The sequence below is a fragment of the Desulfovibrio piger genome (genome assembly GCF_012843875.1).
Classification (GTDB): domain Bacteria; phylum Desulfobacterota; class Desulfovibrionia; order Desulfovibrionales; family Desulfovibrionaceae; genus Desulfovibrio.
In genome coordinates this window covers 44,048-62,171 of record NZ_JABAFY010000004.1, presented here as the reverse complement: position 1 = coordinate 62,171, position 18,124 = coordinate 44,048, and the positions used below count along the sequence as shown (strand labels likewise).

Below are 18,124 nucleotides of genomic sequence, written 5' to 3'. Positions count from 1 at the left end.
CTTTACATCCCCAGCTCGTCCAGACGCTCAAACAGATCGGCCACCACGGCATTGGAGACCAGCAGGCCCTGCGGCGTGAGCGCCAGCCTGTCCCCGTCCAGACGGGCCAGACCGGCGACGACCAGCTCGCGGCACCAGTCGCCGTGGTCGGCCATGAAATCCCGGCCGCTGAGGGACGTGTATTCCGCCAGCCCGAAGCCCGCGCAGGTACGCAAGGAAAGCATGAGCCGCTCCTCCAGCCGGATGCGCGGCGTGATGGCCTCGGCATCATGGTCGGGACGTCCGGCGTCGATGTCGGCCTGCCAGCGCGCCTGGTCGGGCGTATCGGTCCAGCGGCGGCCCTCCAGGGTGGACGTGGCCGCCGGGCCCAGGCCCAGATAGTCGGCACCCGTCCAGTAGCCCATATTATGGCGGCTGAAAAAGCCGGGGCGGGCGTAGCTGGAGATCTCGTACTGTTCCAGGCCGTGCGCGGCCAGCAGGCGGATGCCTTCCAGATACATGCGTTCCTGCTCGTCATCTTCGGGCAGGGAAAGACGCCCGGCGCTCCAGTCGCGTTCCAGCGGCGTGCCCTCTTCCAGCGTCAGGCCATAGGCCGAGACATGCTCCGGCTCCAGGGCAAGGGCGTCTTCCAGCGTGGCCAGCCAGTGGGCCGTATCCTGTCCCGGCAGGCCCCACATGAGGTCCAGCCCCAGATTGCGGCAGCCCGCGGCCCGCAGATGCTCCACGGCCCGCAGCACGTCGGCGCGCCGGTGCGGCCGTCCCAGCAGGGAAAGGAAACTGTCGTCCATGCTCTGCACGCCCATGGAGATGCGGTTGATGCCCGCGGCCAGATAGGCGTCCACGGCCCGGCGGGCCAGCAGGGATTCGGGATTGGCCTCCATGCTGATCTCGGCCCCGGCCGCCAGATGGAAATGCCGGTCGATGCGCTCCAGCACGGCGGCCTGGAAGTCGGGCGGCAGCAGGCTGGGCGTCCCGCCGCCGAAAAAGACGCTCTCCACCGGCCGCCTGCCCAGGCGCGCGGCCCAAAGATCCAGCTCGCGCAGCAGGCTGTCCCGGTAGGCCGCCACCCGGGGCGAACTGTCGGGCGAGGCAGGGCCCAGCGGCAGGGAGTGGAAGGCGCAGTAGCGGCAGCGGGAGCGGCAGAACGGGACGTGGATGTAGACGAGCATGACGAAAGGGGATGCGGATGGGCAGGGATGACGGCACAGGCCGGAGAGGAAAGGGCCCCGGGACGGCAAAGCGCCTCGCGGCTTGGCAAAAACGACGGCACAGCGTATATTCTGCTCCTCGCGATGGCAACCCGCCGTCGCCGTCCCGCGCTGCGGGACGCCCGTTCATCTCGATGCTTCGGAGAAATTTATGGACATCCGTTTTCAATGCCTCGGCCCCGACCAGTGGAAGGCCGAGATTCTCATAGTGCCTGTCTGCCAGGGCGAGAACATGCTGGAAGCCTGCCCCGCGCTGGACAATCTGGCTCCCTGGCTGGCCATTGCGCCCGCCATGCGCGACTTCCAGGGCAAGAAGGGCCAGCAGGCCCTGCTGCACGGCCATCCCGAACTGCGCGTGCCGCGCGTGCTGGCCATCGGCCTGGGCGCCCGTGAAGACCTGACCACGGACGACATCCGCACGGCCGTGGCCACCGGTGTGCAGCGTGCTCACGAACTGGGCCTGGAATCCATCCTGCTGCTGGAACCCCAGCTGGCCACCCTGCCCGGCGGCCGTGAGCGCCTGGTGGAAGAAAGCGTCTACGCCGCCTGCCTGGCCCTGTACAAATACGATCTCAAAAAGCCCGCCAAGGACGCCCCCGCGGCTCCCCAGTGGCTGGCCGTGGCCTTTGAGGGCGATTTCGTGCCCGACGGCGGCCAGCAGGCCGCCCGCCGCGGCGAACGCGCGGCCGAGGCCGTGTGCCTGGCCCGCCGTCTGGACAACACGCCGTCCAACCTGCTCTCTCCCGCCCTGCTGGCCGAAGAAGCGCAGAAGCTGGCCGCCGATGCCGGTCTCAAGTGCACCGTGCTGGACGAGAAGGATCTGGCCGAAGCCGGCATGAACTGCCTGCTGGCCGTGGGCCAGGGCTCTGCCCGTCCGCCGCGCCTCATCGTGCTGGAGCATGCTCCCGAAGGCCATGAGCAGGAAAAGCCCCTGGTGCTGGTGGGCAAGGGCATCACCTTCGATACCGGCGGCATCTGCCTCAAGCCCGCTGCCAACATGCACGCCATGAAGGGCGACATGAGCGGGGCCGCCGCCGTGCTGGCCACGCTGGTGGCCTGCGCCGGGGACGAGCTGCCCCGCCGCGTGGTGGGCATCATGGCCTGCGCCGAGAACATGCCCGGCGGCAATGCCATGCGCCCCGGCGACGTGGTGCGCGCCGCTTCCGGCGATACCGTGGAGATCCAGAACACCGACGCCGAAGGCCGTCTGGCCCTGTGCGACGCCCTGGATTACGCCCAGAAGCAGTGGACGCCCGCGGCCGTGGTGGACATCGCCACCCTGACCGGCGCCTGCGCCGTGGCCCTGGGCACGCAGGTGGCGGGCCTGTTCTGCGATGACGACGCCCTGGCCGAGCACATCCGTGCCGCCGGTGCCGTGGGCGGTGAGAATTACTGGCCCCTGCCCCTGTGGAAGGGCTACGAAGACAACCTCAAGAGCGAGGTGGCGGACATCTGCCACATGGGCCCGCGCGAAGGCGGGGCCATCCACGCGGCGCTCTTCCTCAAGCATTTCGTGCGTGAGGGCGTGCGCTGGGCGCATCTGGACATCGCCGGCGTGGACTGGGCAACCAAGAAGACGGCGCTCTGCCCCGTGGGTTCCACGGGCTTCGGCGCCCGCACCTTGCTGGAACTGGCGCGTGGAGGCGTATAAATGAAGGTCTATCTTATCGGAGCCGGTCCCGGCGATGCCGGGCTGCTGACCCTGAAGGGCCGTGACGCGCTGGCCTGCGCGGACGTGGTGGTCTATGACGCACTGGCCAACGACTCGCTGCTGGGCCATGTCCGCCCCGATGCGGAGCGCATCTACGTGGGCAAGGTGGCGGGCAACCATGCCCTGCCCCAGCACGAGATCAACGCCCTGCTGGTGCGCAAGGCCAAGGAAGGCAAGGTGGTGGCCCGCCTCAAGGGCGGCGACCCCTACATCTTCGGCCGCGGCGGCGAAGAAGCCGAAGAACTGCTGGCCGCCGGCGTGCCTTTTGAGGAAGTGCCCGGCATCAGCAGCACCATCGCGGCCCCGGCCTATGCGGGCATCCCGCTGACCCACCGCAACTTCGCCTCGTCGGTGACCATCATCACCGGCCACGAGAACCCGGACAAGCCCGGTTCCGTGCACAACTGGAAGGCCCTGGCCGCCAGCGCCTCCACCCTGGTCTTCGTCATGGGCATGAAGAACCTGCCCGACATCGCCCGGCATCTGCTGGACGCGGGCATGGATCCCGATACCCCGGCCGCTCTGGTCTACCGCGGCACCACGCCCTACCAGCGCAGCCTGGTGGCCACCATCTCCACCCTGCCCCAGGCCGCCGTGGACAACAAATTCAGCAATCCCTCGGTCATCGTGGTGGGCAAGGTCTGCTCCCTGCACGACCAGCTGGGCTGGTTCGAACAGCGCCCGCTGTACGGCCGCAGCATCGTGGTCACCCGCGCCCGCGAACAGGCCAGCGGCCTGGCCCAAAGCCTGACCGAACTGGGCGCCAACGTCATCCAGTGCCCCACCATCGAGATCAGCCCCCTGGCCGATTACAGCGAGCTGGACGCCGCTGTGGCCCGTCTGGCCGAATACGGCTGGATCATCTTCACCTCGGTCAACGGCGTGCGTCGCTTCTGGAAGCGCCTGGCCACCTGCGGCCGTGACAGCCGCGCCATCGGCCAGTGCAAGGTGGCGGCCATCGGCCCCGCCACGGCCGACGCCCTGCGCGAACGCGGCATCGAGCCCGACTTCATCCCGGCCCGCTATGTGGCCGAGGGCGTGGTGGAAGGCCTGCTGGCCATGGGCCCCGTGGCCGGCGTCAAGATGCTCCTGCCCCGCGCCGCCAAGGCCCGCGAAGTGCTGCCCGACGAGCTGCGCAAGGCCGGGGCGCAGGTGGACGTCATCGCCGCCTACGAGACCGTGCCCGCCGCCGCCCGCAAGGACGAAGTGCTGGCCGCCATGCAGAACGGCACCCTGGACTGCGTGACCTTCGGCTCTTCCTCCACGGTGGAGAACTTCCTCTCCCTGATCCCGGCGGACGAGCTGCGCGCCCATCCTGAAGTGAAGTTGGCCGCCATCGGCCCGGTCACGGCCAAGACCCTGGCCGACAACGGCCTGCCCTGCCACATCCAGCCCGAGGCCTACACCATCCCCGCGCTGGTGGAGGCCCTGAAAGCTCACTACAGCCCGCAGAGGTAAACCATGGCCCTGAAAATCGCCATCCTGGCTTCCGGCAGCGGCACCAACGCCCAGTCCATGATCGACAAGGCCGCCCAGGGCGTGCTGGACATCGACATCCGCCTCATCGCGGGCAACCGTCCCGGCGCCAAGGTCTTCGAACGCGCCGAAAAGGCCGGCATCCCGCATGTCTGCATCGACCACAAGGCCTTTGCCGACCGCGAGAGCTTCGACCGCGAGATGGTGGCCGCCATCAAGGCGTCCGGCGCGGAATATGTGGTGCTGGCGGGCTATATGCGCATGCTGACCAGCACCTTCCTCCAGGCCTTCCCCGGCCGGGTCATCAACATCCATCCCGCCATCCTGCCCAGCTTCCCGGGCGCCCACGGCGGTCCCGATGCCCAGGCCTACGGCGTGAAGATCACGGGCTGCACCGTGCACTTCGTGGAAGAACTGGTGGACAGCGGCCCGGTCATCATCCAGGCCGCCGTGCCTGCCAATGCCGGCGAGGAACTGGACGACCTCATGAACCGCATCCATCCGCTGGAGCACCGCATCTACCCGCAGGCCCTGCAATGGCTGGCCGAAGGCCGCCTGCGCGTGGAAGGCCGCCAGGTCTTCCTGGCCCCGGCCGACCGCAAGACCGTGACGCCTGACGGCCCCTGGCTGGTCTGGCCGCCGCTGGAAGAAGGCTTCTAGCCATCCTGTCCATATCAGGGCGGGGGAAGGACATGCGTCCTTTCCCCGCCTTTTCTTTTCCTACCCGGGCCACGGCCCGTTTTTCCCGGGCGGTCATGCCCCGCCCGCAGCAAGGGAGCACTGCCATGAAACAGACCGCCGTCACTTTCCGCCAGGCCAAGGGGCAACGCAAACTGGCCATGCTCACGGCCTATGACGCCACCGTCGCCCGGCTCATGGACGATCATGTGGATGCCGTGCTGGTGGGGGATTCACTGGGCATGGTCATGCTGGGGCAGCCCGATACCCTGAGCGTGACCATGGACCAGATGATCCATCACAGCGCCGCCGTGTCCCGGGGCCTGACCAAGCCCCTGCTGGTCTGCGACATGCCCTTCATGTCCTACCACCTGTCGCCGCAGCAGGCCTGCACCAATGCCGGACGCCTGGTGCAGGAAGGCCGGGCCCAGGCCGTGAAGCTGGAAGGCGGCCGCCATTTCTGCCCGCAGGTGGAAGCCATCGTGCAGGCGTCCATCCCGGTCATGGGGCATCTGGGTCTCACGCCGCAATCCCTGCACAGCATGGGCGGCTACAAGGTCCAGGGCCGGGGCCGTGAAGCCGCACAGGCCCTGCTGGACGATGCCCGGGCACTGGAACAGGCGGGGGTCTTCGCCATCGTGCTGGAATGCGTGCCCGCACCACTGGCCGCGCTGGTCAGCCGCAGCGTCAGCGTGCCCACCATCGGTATCGGCGCGGGCCCGGACTGCGACGGCCAGGTGCTGGTCTGGCAGGACATGCTGGGCATGGTAGACGGTCTCTCGCCCAAATTCGTCAAACATTATGCCGAGCTGGGCGCGGCCATGCGCCAGGCTTTCCAGACCTATGCCGACGAGGTTCGCGCAGGGACCTTCCCGGCAACGGAACATACCTACGGCATGGATGAGAAGGATCTGGAAAAACTGTATTGAACCGCCATCACTGCGGACTGCCCATAGGCCGATGCGTAACGGCTGCCGGGGGAAGGGCCCCCTTTCCCACGGGACCGGCTAAAAAAGACGAAAGCCCCGGCATTGCCGGGGCTTTTTATGTTTGTTTCGTTGAGACCTTTCTACCTCACAGCGCTTCCCGAGGGGGTGCTGCGTCCAGTCCGGGAACCCGGGCGGCCGCGGCCGTCATACCGGCAGCGGCTCCACGGGAAAGGGAGCTGCCGTCCGCCTAATAGCCGCAGGCCAGGCCGTCGCCGCGCGGGTCCGTACCGCCCTGGAGCACGCCTGTCTGCGGGTCGATGCGGATGGCGCCCGCATGGCCCATGGTATCGGTATAGTCCTCCACCCGGCGCACGGGGTGCCCGCGCCGGGCCAGCTCGTCGGCCACGTCAGCGGAGATGCGGCCCTCCAGCTTGAGGTCGTTGCTGGACTTGCCCCAGGTGCGGCCGTACAGCCAGCGGGGCGCGTCGATGGCTTCCTGCGGGGTCATGCCGTAATCCAGCACGCGGGTGGCGATGGCGGCCTGCGTCTGGGGCTGGCCCTCGCCGCCCATGGTACCGTAGACGAGGAAAGGCTTGCCGTTCCTGGTCAGCATGGCCGGGTTCAGGGTGTGGAAGGTGCGCTTGCCGGGCTCAAGGCAGTTGACGTGCGCAGGGTCGAGGGAGAAGAAGCTGCCCCGGTTCTGGAGCAGCACGCCCGTGCCCCGGGGCACGATGCCGGAGCCGAAGTCATGGTAGATGCTCTGGATCAGGGAAACGGCATTGCCCTGCCCGTCCACCACGCCCAGCCAGATGGTGTCGCCCTTGGGGTCCAGCGGCGCAAGGCTGGTGGCGGCCCTGTCCATGCGGATGCGGGCGGCCTGCCGCTTGCCGTGCCCGGCCGAGAGCAGGCGCTCCAGCGGGATGTCCACGAAGGCCGGGTCGGAAAGGTAGGTATCGCGGTCGAGGAAGGCCTCCTTGGTGGCCTCGATGATAAGATGGTAATAGTCCGCGCTGCCTTCCCGTATCTGCGACAGGTCGAAGTTGTTGAGGATGTTCAGGATCTCCAGCGAGGCCATGCCCTGGGTGTTGGGCGGCAGGTTCCAGGCCCGGCAGTCGCGGTACGGCACGGAGATGGGCTCCACCCAGTCGGCCGTATGCCGGGCAAAGTCCCGCACGGTGAGCAGGCCGCCGTTCTCTTCCAGATCCGCCGCTATGGCCGCGGCGATGGAGCCCTTGTAGAACTCGTCCGCGCCCTTGTCCGCCAGCAGGGCCAGCGTGGCCGCCAGCTCGGGCAGGCGCATGACCTCGCCCAGCCCGTAGGGCTTGCCTTCCCTGAGATAGGTGGCCGCAAAGCCCGGATAACGCTGCAGATCGCGGAATTCCTGATCCGTGGGGTCGGTGTCCACCTCGCTCCAGTACGCCAGTGACGTGCTGACCGGGAAGCCCCGCTCCGCCAGCTCGCGCGCCGTGTCCAGCAGGGAGGCGAAGGAAAGCTGCGAGCCCAGGGCCGACCGGCTGTACTTCCAGGCCTCGTCCCAGCCCGAGACCACGCCCGGTACGGTATTGGCGGCCAGATAGCCGCGCGCCGGCACCTTGCTCAGCCCCCGGCTGCGGTAAAAGTCGATGCTGGCCTTTTCCCCGGCGCGGCCGCTGGCATTGAGGCCCTTCATCTTGCCCGTACGGGCATCATAGATGAGCCAGAAATTGTCGCCGCCCAGCGTGCACATCTGCGGATAGACCACGGCCAGGGTGGCGGCCGTGGCCACAGCCGCGTCGATGGCCGTGCCGCCGCGCCGCAGGATGTCCAGCCCGGCCTGGCTGGCCAGATAGTGCGGCGACGTGACCATACCGTTGCAGCTCATGGGGTTCTGTCTCTGGGAAGGTGTCATGGGCGCGCTCCCTTCCCTGCGTGCTGTCGTAGTGGCGGCGGCGCTGCTCCGCGCGGCCGGGATGGCCGCCAGCGAGGCTGCGGCCAGTGCCGAATACAGGAACCTTCGTCTTTCCATCGTGCATCTCCTGCTCTGCCCGACGCCTTTGCCGGATGGCGGCGTCCGGGATGCCGGACATGATGCAGAAGGCATGCCGTAAAGATTTTTCCTGTTATCTCAAGCTATTGACAGAACAGACAGCAGCAGGGGCTGTTATTTTTCGACCCGAATGTGGAAAACAGCATTTTTCCACAGGCCCTGCCGCTGACGGCAGGGGCTCCATCAAAAAATTATCCTGCGCATACAGGTAATTATAAAAAATATTCCCCAATGTAGAAAAATCAGGGCAGCTGCGCGCCACGTGGCGGCATCCCCCGGTCCCGCAGGCCTGCGGGGCCTTTTCACGTCGCCGCGACGGCATCTTCCGAACGGTCGCTTTTCCCGCAAGCCCGCCAGAGGCGGCCCTTCCGTATGGACGGCCACGTCCTAGCCGGCCAGCTCCCGGCAGATCTTTTCCAGCCAGCGCACACCGGGCCAGAGCACGGCTTCGTCGAAATCGAAGCCCGGCTGATGGTGCCCGGCCGCCAGATCGGCCCCCAGGAAGGCATAGGCCGCCAGCCCCCCCTCTGCCTGCACGGCCCGCATCAGGGTCGTGGCGTCATCGCTGGCGCCCATATCGCCCTGCTCACGGATCCGGGGCAGCGGGAAGCAGCCCCCGCCCCGGGCATCAGGCGGCAGTTCCCGGGCACAGCGGGCCAGCAGCTCCGCGAAGGCCGCATCGCTCGCCGCCGAAGGCGCACCGCCCACCACATCGAGCCGCCATTCCAGCCCGTGCATGGCGGCCGCGCCCGCGATGACGTCCCGGGCACGCCGCAGCATGTCGTCGTTGACCTCGCTGTTGTTGCCGCGCGTCTCGCAGGCCATGAAGGCCGAGGCAGGCACGGTATTGCGGCTGCTGCCGCCTTCCAGACGTCCCACGCAGATGCGACTGGTGCCGTGGCCATGACGCGGCAGGGCGTGCAGGCCCAGCAGGGCCGACGCCGCACCCTTGAGGGCATCCCGCCCCTGTTCGGGGGCAGCGCCCGCATGGGCCGCCCGGCCCGTAAAGCGGACATCGAATTTGCTGGTGGCCAGAAAAGCGCCCACGCCGGTGACCAGATCGCCGCTGTGCGGGGCCCCCAGACCGATATGCACGGCCAGGAAATGCCGCGCCCCCGCCACATGGGAGACCATGGACGCCGCACCGCGCACGCCTTCCTCGGCAGGCTGGAACAGCAGGCGCACACGCCGCCGCAGGGGGGCCGCGTCCGGCGCCGTCAGCAGGGCCGCCAGCCCAAGGCCCAGAGCCATATGCCCGTCATGGGCACAGGCATGGCACAGGCCTTCATGCCGGGAGACGAAGCCCTCGCGCACGGGCCGGTGGGAAGCCTCCTGCGCTTCCATAAGCGGCAGGGCGTCCATGTCGCAGCGCAGCACCAGCGCCAGCGGCGCGTCCGCCGGGCCCACATCGGCCACCAGGCCCGTGGTCCGGCCCATGCGCTCCAGCCAGTACGGCTCCAGCCCTTCCGCCAGCGCCCGCTGCCGGGCCCGGGCTTCGACCTCGGGCGCGGGCAGGCCCATGCGTGCGGCAGGGTCGATGACCTCCTGCCCCACACGCGGGGCAAGGCCCATGTCCGCCAGCTGCCGGGCCACGAAACCCGTGGTCCAGAATTCCGTCCAACCTTCTTCTGGGTGCCGGTGCAGCTCCCGCCGCCATTGGATGATCTTTTCCGCCGTCTCCATCGTCACTGCCTGAAATCCACGGGCACGCGCACACGCTGCCCGGCCTTGTTGGTGAAAAGCAACCAGCCGTGTTCCAGCCCGAAAAGGTAGAGCCGCCGCGTCAGGTCCACGTCCTTGCGGCAGTAGGCGGCGATGTCGTCCAGCCGCCCTTCCTGCCACCAGCGCAGGGCCTGCAGGCCGTCGGCGCTCTTGGGCTCGTCCAGGGTCGCCTGCCCCAGATTGTCCAGGGACACGCGGTACTTGAGACTGTCCTGCACCCGGCGCAAGAGGTCAAGGCCCGGCAGGGCCCGCAGCTCGAAGGGCGCGAAGGCCGAGAGCACCGCGTAATCGAAGCGGAAGGAGTTGAAGCCCACCACCAGCTGCGCGGCCCGCATGCGGGCAAAGAGATCCGGCAGGGCCTCCTGCGTATAGGTGAAGAAATCGTCGGCCCGGCTGTCATAGGCCACGGCGATGCTCACGCCCATGCGGTCGGCCCTGTTCCAGCCGCCCACCTCGGCGGCGCTGCGCCGGGTCTCCACGTCGAAGACCAGATAATGTTCCGGCGGCCTGCCCACCGCGCCCACACCGGGCTCGGGACGGACACGGACGTTGCCCGCATCACCGACAGCTACGGCAGGAGCCATAAGCCCCGGCTTTTGCATAATCGCCAGGGTGGCTGTTGCCGCCGTGGCCCCGCCGGTCTTCCGTCCTGCCACCGGGGATGACTGGGGCGGAAGGGCCACCTGTTTGCCGGAAGGCTTCCCGGCTGCGGCGGATGCGCTGGTCTGCGGACTCGTACCGGCCACAAAGACCTCTCCTCCGCGGCCCTCGATACGCTCCTCCTGCGAAGGAACGCCTTCCGAAGCCACCGTCCCGGCTCCTCCGACTCCAGCGGCGCTTGTCCGGGCACCCGGCCCGGCCTGTCCCGCAGCTCCCGCCGGGGCCGTGGTGGGGGCCTGTCCGGCCCAGGCCGCCATGATGGCCGCCATGTCCGGCACGGGCGGCGGCACCGGGGCCGCGGGCTCGTCCACAGGTTGGGGCGGCAGCAGTTCCGGCGGCGGGCTGATGCGCAGGTCGGCGCACAGGGCCTCGCCCTCGGCATCCGCACCGGGTGCCAGCAGATCGCGGATCAGGCGCAGGGCCCCGGCCTTGCTGATGGGCCGGTTGCCAGAGCCGCACTTGGGCGAATGCACGCAGGAAGGACAGCCGTCCTCGCAGGGGCAGGCCTCGATGACCGCCGCGCAGACCTCCAGCAGCTCGCGGGCATGGCCGAAGGCCTGACGCGTCAGGCCCGCGCCGCCGGGCAGGCCGTCGTAGATGAAGACGCAGGCCAGGCCGGTCTGGGGATGGAGCGGGATGGAGATGCCGCCGAAATCGTTGCGGTCGGCCATGACCAGCAGGGGCAGCATGCCGATGGCCGTATGCTCGCAGGCATGGATGGAGCCCATGAAGTGCACGAAATCATCTTCAAGACGCTGGCGGCAGCTCTCGGGGATGACGTACCACAGGCCCTCGGTCTCAAAGATCTGCGGCGGAGCTTCCAGCGGCACGATGGTCAGCAGGCGGTTGTCGCGCGTGCTGCGCTTCTCGTAGCCGGTGATGGTGTCGATGATGCGCAGACGCCCCCGGCAGACCACGCCGCGCCCCAGGGGACGGCGCTCCAGCTCTTCAAGGATGTCCGTGCTCTTGTGGCCGCGCACCCGCGTGAACCAGTCCACTTTGGCCTGACGGGCCCGCACCCGGCCCGCTGCCGGGTCCATCTCCTCGATGACATAGCTGCGGCCCCGGTGCAGGTAGACCGCGCCCACATGGGTCTCGCGCCAGGCCCGGAAGCCGTCCACGGAACCGATGACCGTGCCCTCGCTGTCCTCGATGACGAAGCTCCGGCCCGTCCCGCGCAGATCCACCAGCCGCTGCGGCCGCTTGCGGGCGGCCAGCCACTGGCTGCCGTCGGCGGAGAGCAGCAGGCGCCCCTGGGCCGCCAGAGCGCGCAGGGCCTCCTGCGCCGGGGCCGGGGCCAGCCAGGGATCACGGGCGGACAGGGGCAGCTCGGCGGCCGCGCATTCCAGATGCCGGGCCAGGATGACCTCGTTCCAGGGGTTGACCACGGCCTTTTCCGCCGGACGGCTGAAAAAGTCTTCGGGATGGCTCATGAAATACTGGTCCAGCGCGTCCTCGCCCGCCACCAGCACCACGGCCGACTCCTGCTGCGCCCGGCCCACGCGCCCGCCCCGCTGCAGGGTGGACATGATGGTGCCCGGATAGCCCACCAAAATGCAGACATCCAGCCCGCCGATGTCGATGCCCAGCTCCAGGGCGCTGGTGCTGACCACGGCCAGCAGCTCGCCCGAGGCCATGCGGGCCTCGATCTGGCGGCGTTCCTCGGGCAGGAATCCCGCACGATAGGCGGAGATGCGGCCCGCCCACGGCCCGGAAAGGCTCCCGGCCCACAGGCTGACCAGCTCGGTCATGCGGCGGGAACGGCAGTAGACGATGGTGCGCAGCTTGCGCGCCAGCGCGGCCCGCAACAGATCGATGGCCGCCGTGGCCGGGCTCTGGTCGGGATCGAGGAAGACGTAATGCCGTGCGCCCTGCGGCGCGCCGGACTGGTCCACCACCACGGGCGGCTGGCGGCCGGGCAGCAGGTCGAGGCCGGAGAGCGACGCGGCCAGCTCGCCGGGATTGCCCACCGTGGCCGTGCAAAAAACATAGGACGGCGTAGCGCCGTAATGGGCGGCCAGCCGGTTGAGACGGCGGAACACGCCCGCCATGTGCGCGCCGAACACGCCGCGGTAGGTATGGGCCTCGTCCACCACGATATGGGACAGCCCGGCCAGGAAGGGGGCCCACTGCTCATGGTGCGGCAGCAGGGCCAGGTGCAGCATCTCGGGATTGCTGATGAGCACCGTGGGCGGGTCGCGGCGGATCTTGCGCCGGAAATGGTCGCTGGTGTCGCCGTCATAGAGGGCGGCCGTGGGCCGGGCCTCTTCGGGCCAGCCGGAGACCAGGCGCTGCAGCCCGGCCAGCTGGTCCTGGGCCAGGGCCTTGAGCGGGAAAAGATAGAGGGCGCGGGCCTCGCTGTCGCGCAGATGGCGCTCCAGCACCGGCAGATTGTAGATGAGGCTCTTGCCGCTGGCCGTGGGCGTGGCCACCACCACGGAATGCCCGGCGCGGATGTGGTCTGTGGCCAGGGCCTGATGGCTGTAAAGGCCGCTCAGGCCGCGCTCCTCCAGCGTGCGCCGGATGGCCGCGGGCCAGGGCAGGCGGCTTTCCGCATAGACGGCCGCCCGCGCGGGCTCGCAACGGTGATGCCGTACCTGCGGCCCCAGCTTGTCCGAGGCCAGCAGGGCCCGGACATATTCAGCGACGCCCATGACGGGCCTCCCTGACGATCATGGCTCCGGCCGCCGTACTGCCTGCCCTCAAACAAGGCCGGGCATGGGGGCTCCGGCGCACGCACAGCCGGGGGAAGGCTGCCGGTGCTCCGGACAAATCCCCGGCCCTGTGCGAGCGCAGCGGTCTCCGGGCAGGGAAGAAGGCAAAGACAGGGAGGGGCGCCGCCCCTCCCCGCCATGATTTTTCTGGAGCAGCCAAGGCTATTTGCTGTCCTTGAGGGCTTCACGGATGCGGCACACGCCGCACATGTCACCGGACGAGGTGGGATAGCCGCAGCTGGTGCAGGGCGCCAGTTCCACGCCCTCTTCGGCCTCGCGCCGGGCGAACACCGGCCGGGCGCGGGCCAGGAAGCCCTGATAGAAGTCCAGTTTGCGGCCGGGCATGGCCGCTTCCAGACGCTGCAACAGGGCCTTGAGCGTGCTGAAGCTGGCGCCGGGGCTGTAGGGGCAGGGGGCATAGTGGTGCTCGATGCCCATGAGGAAGGCGTAGTTGGCGGTCTCGAACTCCGTCAGGCGCCACAGGGGCTTGACCTTGCGGGCAAAGCCGTCCTCGCCGTCCAGGCGCGGGCCCTGGTCCGAAAGATAGGCCGTGTCCCAGCGCAGGGTGTTGCTGAACAGGCGCGCCACCTCGTCATCCAGGTTGTGGCCCGTGGCCAGGGCGTCGAAACCTTCGTCCAGGGCCACCTTGTTGAAGAAATGCCGTTTGATCTTGCCGCAGGCCGAGCAGACGGGACGGTTGAGGCGTTCCTTGACCAGCGGGATGGCCAGGCCCTCGGCAGCCAGTTCCTTGACCATGAGCTTCAGGCCGTGCTTGGCGCAAAAGCGCTCCACCACGCCGCGGGCCACGGGCGAGGATTCCGGGATGCCCAGGTCGATATGCAGGCCGGTGACGTCATAGCCCTGCCGGGAAAGCTCCAGCATCAGGGCCAGCGAATCCTTGCCGCCCGAAAGGGCCACCAGGATGCGTTCGTCACGGGTGAAGAGCTTTTGGCCTTCGATGCCCTTTTCCACCTGACGGGCAAAGAACTTGAGGTAACAGTCGGGGCAGAAGGCGGCGTTGTGGCTGCGCAGGGCCACCACGGCCGTCGCCTTGCAGATCTTGCATTTCAATGGCGTCTTCCTTGGAAAGAGTGGATGCCCCGGCGTGCTCCGGCGGCATGTCATGGCAAAAACAGGAAAAATGCCCGCACGGGGCCTTTCCTGTATAAAAAACATCCCGCCCGGCGTCCAGACGACGGCCAGCGGGAGAAATATATGGGGGAGGGAACCCCTTTTGCTTGCGGCAAAAAGGGGGTCCCTCCCCATTCCCCCTCCTTCCCCAAAACCCGCACATACAAATTCAAGAAAACCGGGATGCTCCATGAGGGATGGATATTTCCCTCTATGGAACTTTTCACCATGTTCATCTGACATGGCGGGGCTTTCCCGGATAACGTGCGCAGGGGAGAGGGGAGTTTGAGGGAAGGGGCCCCTTCCCTCTCAAATATGACCCTAGAACGGCGTGCCGGTAGCCAGCATGTGTTCCAGCAGGGCGTCACGCAGCCAGCGGGCCACGGGGCCGGGACGGCCGGCGTCGGGGCCCTGGCCGATGGGACGGCCCTCGAAGTGGCTGATGCCCACGCACAGACTGGCGCTGGTGAAAAGCAGCATCTCGCGGGCCGTGAAGATCTCTTCGCGGCGGATGGGGCGCTCCACCACGGGCAGGCGCTGCGGCGCGATCTTGCGGGCGGCCAGCATGGAGGTGCCGGGCAGGATGCGGCGCCCTTCGGGACAGCACAGGCGGCCTTCTGCATCCACGATGCCCATATTGGCGATGGCGGCCTCGCCCAGATGGCCGTCCTCGTCAAAGGTCACGGCCACGTCCATGCCCCGCTGCCGGGCCTCGGCCGCCATGAAGACATTGGGCAGATAGTTGGTGCTCTTGATGCGGGCCAGATATTCCTGCTTGGGCGGGATGGCGCTGGCAAAGGCCGTGAGGCCCTTCTCGTAAAAGGCTTCCGTGGGCAGCGCCTTGCGCAGGGCCACGATGTAGAGGCTGGACTGCGGGCACTCCTCGGGCGAGACGCCGAAACCGCCGGGCCCGCGGCCCACCAGCACGCGGATGTCGCCATGATCGGTGCCCGAAGCGCGGGCCACGTCCAGGATGCGGGCGCGCAGCTCGTCCCACGAACAGGGCGGCAGCAGGGAAAGGGCGCGGCTGCCGTCGCGCAGGCGGGCCAGGTGTTCCTCAAGGGCAAAGATGCGGCCCTCGCGGTAGCACAGGCTCTCGAACAGGGCATCGCCCCGGTGGCACATGTGGTCGTCCAGGGGCAGGAGCAGACAGCGCGCGTCACGGCAGACGGCGTCCACACGCGCATCGTAAAAGGCCAGGATCTTGTCGGCCCCGGGCCGGGGCGCGGCCATCAGGGCCGCCATCCAGGCATCGGCATCCAGAATCTTCATGGCATCCCCGCGAAAGGCCCTCCCGCGCGGGAGCGGCCTGTTGTGGTTGCTGATCGGGGGCAGGGCCCCTGCCGGCGGCTGTCGCCGGTGAAACGTCTTTTTCTAGCACGAACGGCAGCGGCGGGGAATACCTTGCCCCGCTGCCGGGGATCACGCCCGCGCCTGCGCGCCGCAGGGCAAAAAGCAGGGGGAAGGACCTGCCCCGCCACGGCGGGAACGGGCCCCTCCCCCTCTGCTGTCCGTATCCTGTCGCTGCGGACTAGGACATGAAAACGTTCTTGTCGGGCACGCGCACCAGATCGCGCTTGAGCAGTTCCTCGGCGATCTGCACGGCATTGAGGGCCGCGCCCTTGCGCACGTTGTCGGCCACGATCCAGAGGTTCAGGCCGTTCTCGATGGTCTCGTCCTCGCGGATGCGGCCCACATAGGTCTCGTCGTCGCCCACGCAGTAGGCGGGCATGGGGTACATCTTTTCGCGCGGGTTGTCGAAGACGCGCACGCCGGGGGCCTGCGAGAGCAGGATGCGGCATTCCTTGGCGGTCATCTTCTTGTGGGTCTCGATGTTCACGGACTCGGCATGGCAGTAGAACACGGGCACGCGCACGCAGGTGGCGGTCACCTTGACCGTGGGATCGTTGAAGATCTTCACGGTCTCGTTGACCATCTTCATTTCTTCCTTGGTGTAGTCGTTCTCCAGGAAGACGTCGATGTGCGGCAGCACGTTGAAGGCGATGCGGTAAGGATAGACCTTGTTTTCGGGCTCGCGCATGTTGAACAGGTCGCGGGTCTGGCGTTCCAGTTCTTCCAGGCCCTTCTGGCCGGTACCGGACACGGCCTGATAGGTGGAGACCACGATGCGCTTGATGCCCACGGCGTCATGGATGGGCTTGAGGGCCACCAGCATCTGGATGGTGGAGCAGTTGGGGTTGGCGATGATGCCCTGATGGCCTTCCAGGTGTTCGGGGTTCACTTCGGGGACGACCAGGGGGCAGCGGTCGTCCATGCGCCACTGGGAGGAGTTGTCCACCACCACACAGCCGGCATGGGCGGCATGGGGAGCGAATTTTTCGGAAGTGCTGCCGCCGGCGGAGAAGATGGCGATGTCGATACCTTCGAAGACATCTTCCTTCAGTTCCTGCACCACCAGCTCGTCATCGCCGAAAGGCACCTTGGTCCCGGCGGAACGGGCCGAGGCGAAAGCACGCACTTCCGTGGCCGGGAACTGGCGATCGTGCAGGGTTTTCAGCATTTCACGGCCCACGGCGCCCGTGGCGCCCACAACGGCAACAGTCAACTTCTTGCTCATGCTCAATTCTCCATGCAGGGCAAATCAAAGGCTATACGGGGTCTGCAGCAGCATCATTCCGGCCCGGCCCCAAAAGAAACCTGACTATAGCGGGCATCATGGCAAAAGGGAAGATGTGACGGCGCGTCTGTACTGACAATTTTCGTGTGAAAAATTACACAGTTATCCTGCAGTGCTCCGGCAGTGCATCGCCCTTTTTGCCGACCGTGCGGCATGGTGCGGCGCAACACGCTGAAATCGAAATGATTTTCCTCCCCTTCCCGCACCGTCGCCGGGACAGATATGCGGAACATCCCGCGGCCCGGACGCCCGCCGTCCGCCCCCCTGACGCAGGCTCTCCCCGGGGCATGACCAAGCCTTTTTGCCTGCGCTTTTCCCGGCTTGCGACGCAGGCAGAAAAAAACGCCTTCCGCCCGCTTCTGACGGGCCCGGAATGTTGACCGTTCCGGCACAAGCTCCTATACTTGCGCGATGACACAACCTAGCTCCTGCCTACTTACGGTGCTGGATCTGGTCCCCTTCGGCCAGACCGGCCAGGAAAGCCGCTTCTTCGCCCTGCGCCTCACCCGCCCCGACTGGCCGTCATGGCGTCCCGGCCAGTTCGTGATGGTGCGGCCCACGTCGTTCGGTCTCGAGATGCCCTGGGCCCGTCCCTTCGGCATCTGCCACATGACTTCCCGCCACCTGATCTGCTTCTTCCAGGTCGTGGGGCGCGGCACCCGTCGCATGGCCGAACTCAAGGCCGGCGACACCGTGCGCGTCTGGGGTCCCCTGGGCAACGGCTTCGCCATGGAGCCCGACACCCCCACCCTGCTGCTGGCCGGCGGCATGGGCATCGTGCCCTTCGTGGGCTATGTGAGCGAGCACCCCAAGCCGTGGAACGTGACCATGCTCTTTGGCCATCGCGAGCCGCTGAGCTGCTACCCCGTGGACAGCATCAACGAGCATGTGCCCCTGGACAGCCTGCGCGAGACCGTGCCCGGCGACCTGGACAACTTCATCTTCACCATCCAGGAACGCATGCGCGAATACGCCGAGCAGAAGGGCCTGATCCTGGCCTGCGGCCCCCTGCCCTTCCTCAAGACCGTGCACGGCTTCGCCCGTGAGCTCAACGCCCGCGTGCAGCTCTCGCTGGAAAACCGCATGGCCTGCGGCGTGGGCGCCTGCCTTGGCTGCGTGACCCGCACCACCGAGGAATGGCCCGTGGCCGACAAGCGCAACGGCCTTGTCCAGACCTGCAACCACGGCCCCGTGTTCTGGGCCAACCAGATCGAGCTCTAGGCCGGGGGAC

Annotated in this window: 12 protein-coding genes; 5 read left to right on the top strand and 7 right to left on the bottom strand. The window is 67.7% G+C overall.

The window, feature by feature from the left end:
* Positions 1 to 2: 2 nt before the first annotated feature.
* Complete coding sequence (gene hemW / locus HF854_RS01965; RefSeq protein ID WP_168934770.1) at positions 3 to 1,169, bottom strand: radical SAM family heme chaperone HemW; 1,167 nt, start codon at positions 1,167 to 1,169, stop codon at positions 3 to 5.
* A gap of 190 nt (positions 1,170 to 1,359) precedes the next feature.
* On the opposite strand from hemW, the gene HF854_RS01960 reads away from it, so the two are divergent.
* From HF854_RS01960 to panB, 4 genes are all read left to right on the top strand, one after another.
* Entirely contained in the window at positions 1,360 to 2,859 is a 1,500-nt protein-coding gene (locus tag HF854_RS01960) for a leucyl aminopeptidase (RefSeq protein WP_040369722.1), read from the top strand.
* Positions 2,860 to 4,377, top strand: coding sequence for a uroporphyrinogen-III C-methyltransferase (gene cobA, locus HF854_RS01955; protein ID WP_168934769.1), 1,518 nt, complete (start codon positions 2,860 to 2,862; stop codon positions 4,375 to 4,377). It begins immediately after the preceding gene.
* Positions 4,378 to 4,380: 3 nt separating this feature from the next.
* Complete coding sequence (gene purN / locus HF854_RS01950; protein WP_168934768.1) at positions 4,381 to 5,055, top strand: phosphoribosylglycinamide formyltransferase; 675 nt, start codon at positions 4,381 to 4,383, stop codon at positions 5,053 to 5,055.
* A gap of 125 nt (positions 5,056 to 5,180) precedes the next feature.
* Complete coding sequence (gene panB / locus HF854_RS01945; RefSeq protein WP_168934767.1) at positions 5,181 to 6,002, top strand: 3-methyl-2-oxobutanoate hydroxymethyltransferase; 822 nt, start codon at positions 5,181 to 5,183, stop codon at positions 6,000 to 6,002.
* A gap of 247 nt (positions 6,003 to 6,249) precedes the next feature.
* Here panB and ggt read toward each other — a convergent pair whose 3' ends face one another.
* The 6 genes from ggt to HF854_RS01915 all read right to left on the bottom strand — a co-directional run bounded on the left by ggt (position 6,250) and on the right by HF854_RS01915 (position 16,833).
* Entirely contained in the window at positions 6,250 to 8,007 is a 1,758-nt protein-coding gene (gene ggt, locus HF854_RS01940) for a gamma-glutamyltransferase (protein WP_240937629.1), read from the bottom strand.
* A gap of 408 nt (positions 8,008 to 8,415) precedes the next feature.
* On the bottom strand, positions 8,416 to 9,711 hold the full coding sequence (locus tag HF854_RS01935) for an amidohydrolase (RefSeq protein WP_168934817.1): 1,296 nt from the start codon (positions 9,709 to 9,711) through the stop codon (positions 8,416 to 8,418).
* Between the two features lie 2 nt (positions 9,712 to 9,713).
* Positions 9,714 to 13,064, bottom strand: coding sequence for a DEAD/DEAH box helicase (locus HF854_RS01930; RefSeq protein ID WP_168934766.1), 3,351 nt, complete (start codon positions 13,062 to 13,064; stop codon positions 9,714 to 9,716).
* Between the two features lie 222 nt (positions 13,065 to 13,286).
* The gene (locus tag HF854_RS01925; protein ID WP_168934765.1) at positions 13,287 to 14,195 is read right to left on the bottom strand and encodes a PP-loop family protein; all 909 of its coding nucleotides are present in this window, start codon (positions 14,193 to 14,195) and stop codon (positions 13,287 to 13,289) included.
* Positions 14,196 to 14,576: 381 nt separating this feature from the next.
* Positions 14,577 to 15,527 (bottom strand): aminotransferase class IV, encoded by a 951-nt coding sequence (locus tag HF854_RS01920; RefSeq protein WP_168934764.1) that lies wholly within the window; start codon positions 15,525 to 15,527, stop codon positions 14,577 to 14,579.
* Positions 15,528 to 15,786: 259 nt separating this feature from the next.
* Entirely contained in the window at positions 15,787 to 16,833 is a 1,047-nt protein-coding gene (locus HF854_RS01915) for an aspartate-semialdehyde dehydrogenase (RefSeq protein ID WP_006007301.1), read from the bottom strand.
* A 471-nt stretch (positions 16,834 to 17,304) separates the two neighbouring features.
* On the opposite strand from HF854_RS01915, the gene HF854_RS01910 reads away from it, so the two are divergent.
* Positions 17,305 to 18,114, top strand: a complete 810-nt coding sequence (locus HF854_RS01910; protein WP_006007298.1) for an iron-sulfur cluster-binding protein — start codon at positions 17,305 to 17,307, stop codon at positions 18,112 to 18,114.
* Positions 18,115 to 18,124: the final 10 nt, after the last annotated feature.

Coding starts and splice junctions, on each gene's coding strand:
- panB (WP_168934767.1), top strand. CDS start 5,181: ATGAAACAGACCGCCGTCACTTTCCGCCAGGCCAAGGGGCAACGCAAA.
- cobA (WP_168934769.1), top strand. CDS start 2,860: ATGAAGGTCTATCTTATCGGAGCCGGTCCCGGCGATGCCGGGCTGCTG.
- HF854_RS01920 (WP_168934764.1), bottom strand. CDS start 15,527: ATGAAGATTCTGGATGCCGATGCCTGGATGGCGGCCCTGATGGCCGCG.
- HF854_RS01930 (WP_168934766.1), bottom strand. CDS start 13,064: ATGGGCGTCGCTGAATATGTCCGGGCCCTGCTGGCCTCGGACAAGCTG.
- purN (WP_168934768.1), top strand. CDS start 4,381: ATGGCCCTGAAAATCGCCATCCTGGCTTCCGGCAGCGGCACCAACGCC.
- hemW (WP_168934770.1), bottom strand. CDS start 1,169: ATGCTCGTCTACATCCACGTCCCGTTCTGCCGCTCCCGCTGCCGCTAC.
- HF854_RS01935 (WP_168934817.1), bottom strand. CDS start 9,711: ATGGAGACGGCGGAAAAGATCATCCAATGGCGGCGGGAGCTGCACCGG.
- HF854_RS01910 (WP_006007298.1), top strand. CDS start 17,305: ATGACACAACCTAGCTCCTGCCTACTTACGGTGCTGGATCTGGTCCCC.
- HF854_RS01915 (WP_006007301.1), bottom strand. CDS start 16,833: ATGAGCAAGAAGTTGACTGTTGCCGTTGTGGGCGCCACGGGCGCCGTG.
- ggt (WP_240937629.1), bottom strand. CDS start 8,007: ATGGAAAGACGAAGGTTCCTGTATTCGGCACTGGCCGCAGCCTCGCTG.
- HF854_RS01960 (WP_040369722.1), top strand. CDS start 1,360: ATGGACATCCGTTTTCAATGCCTCGGCCCCGACCAGTGGAAGGCCGAG.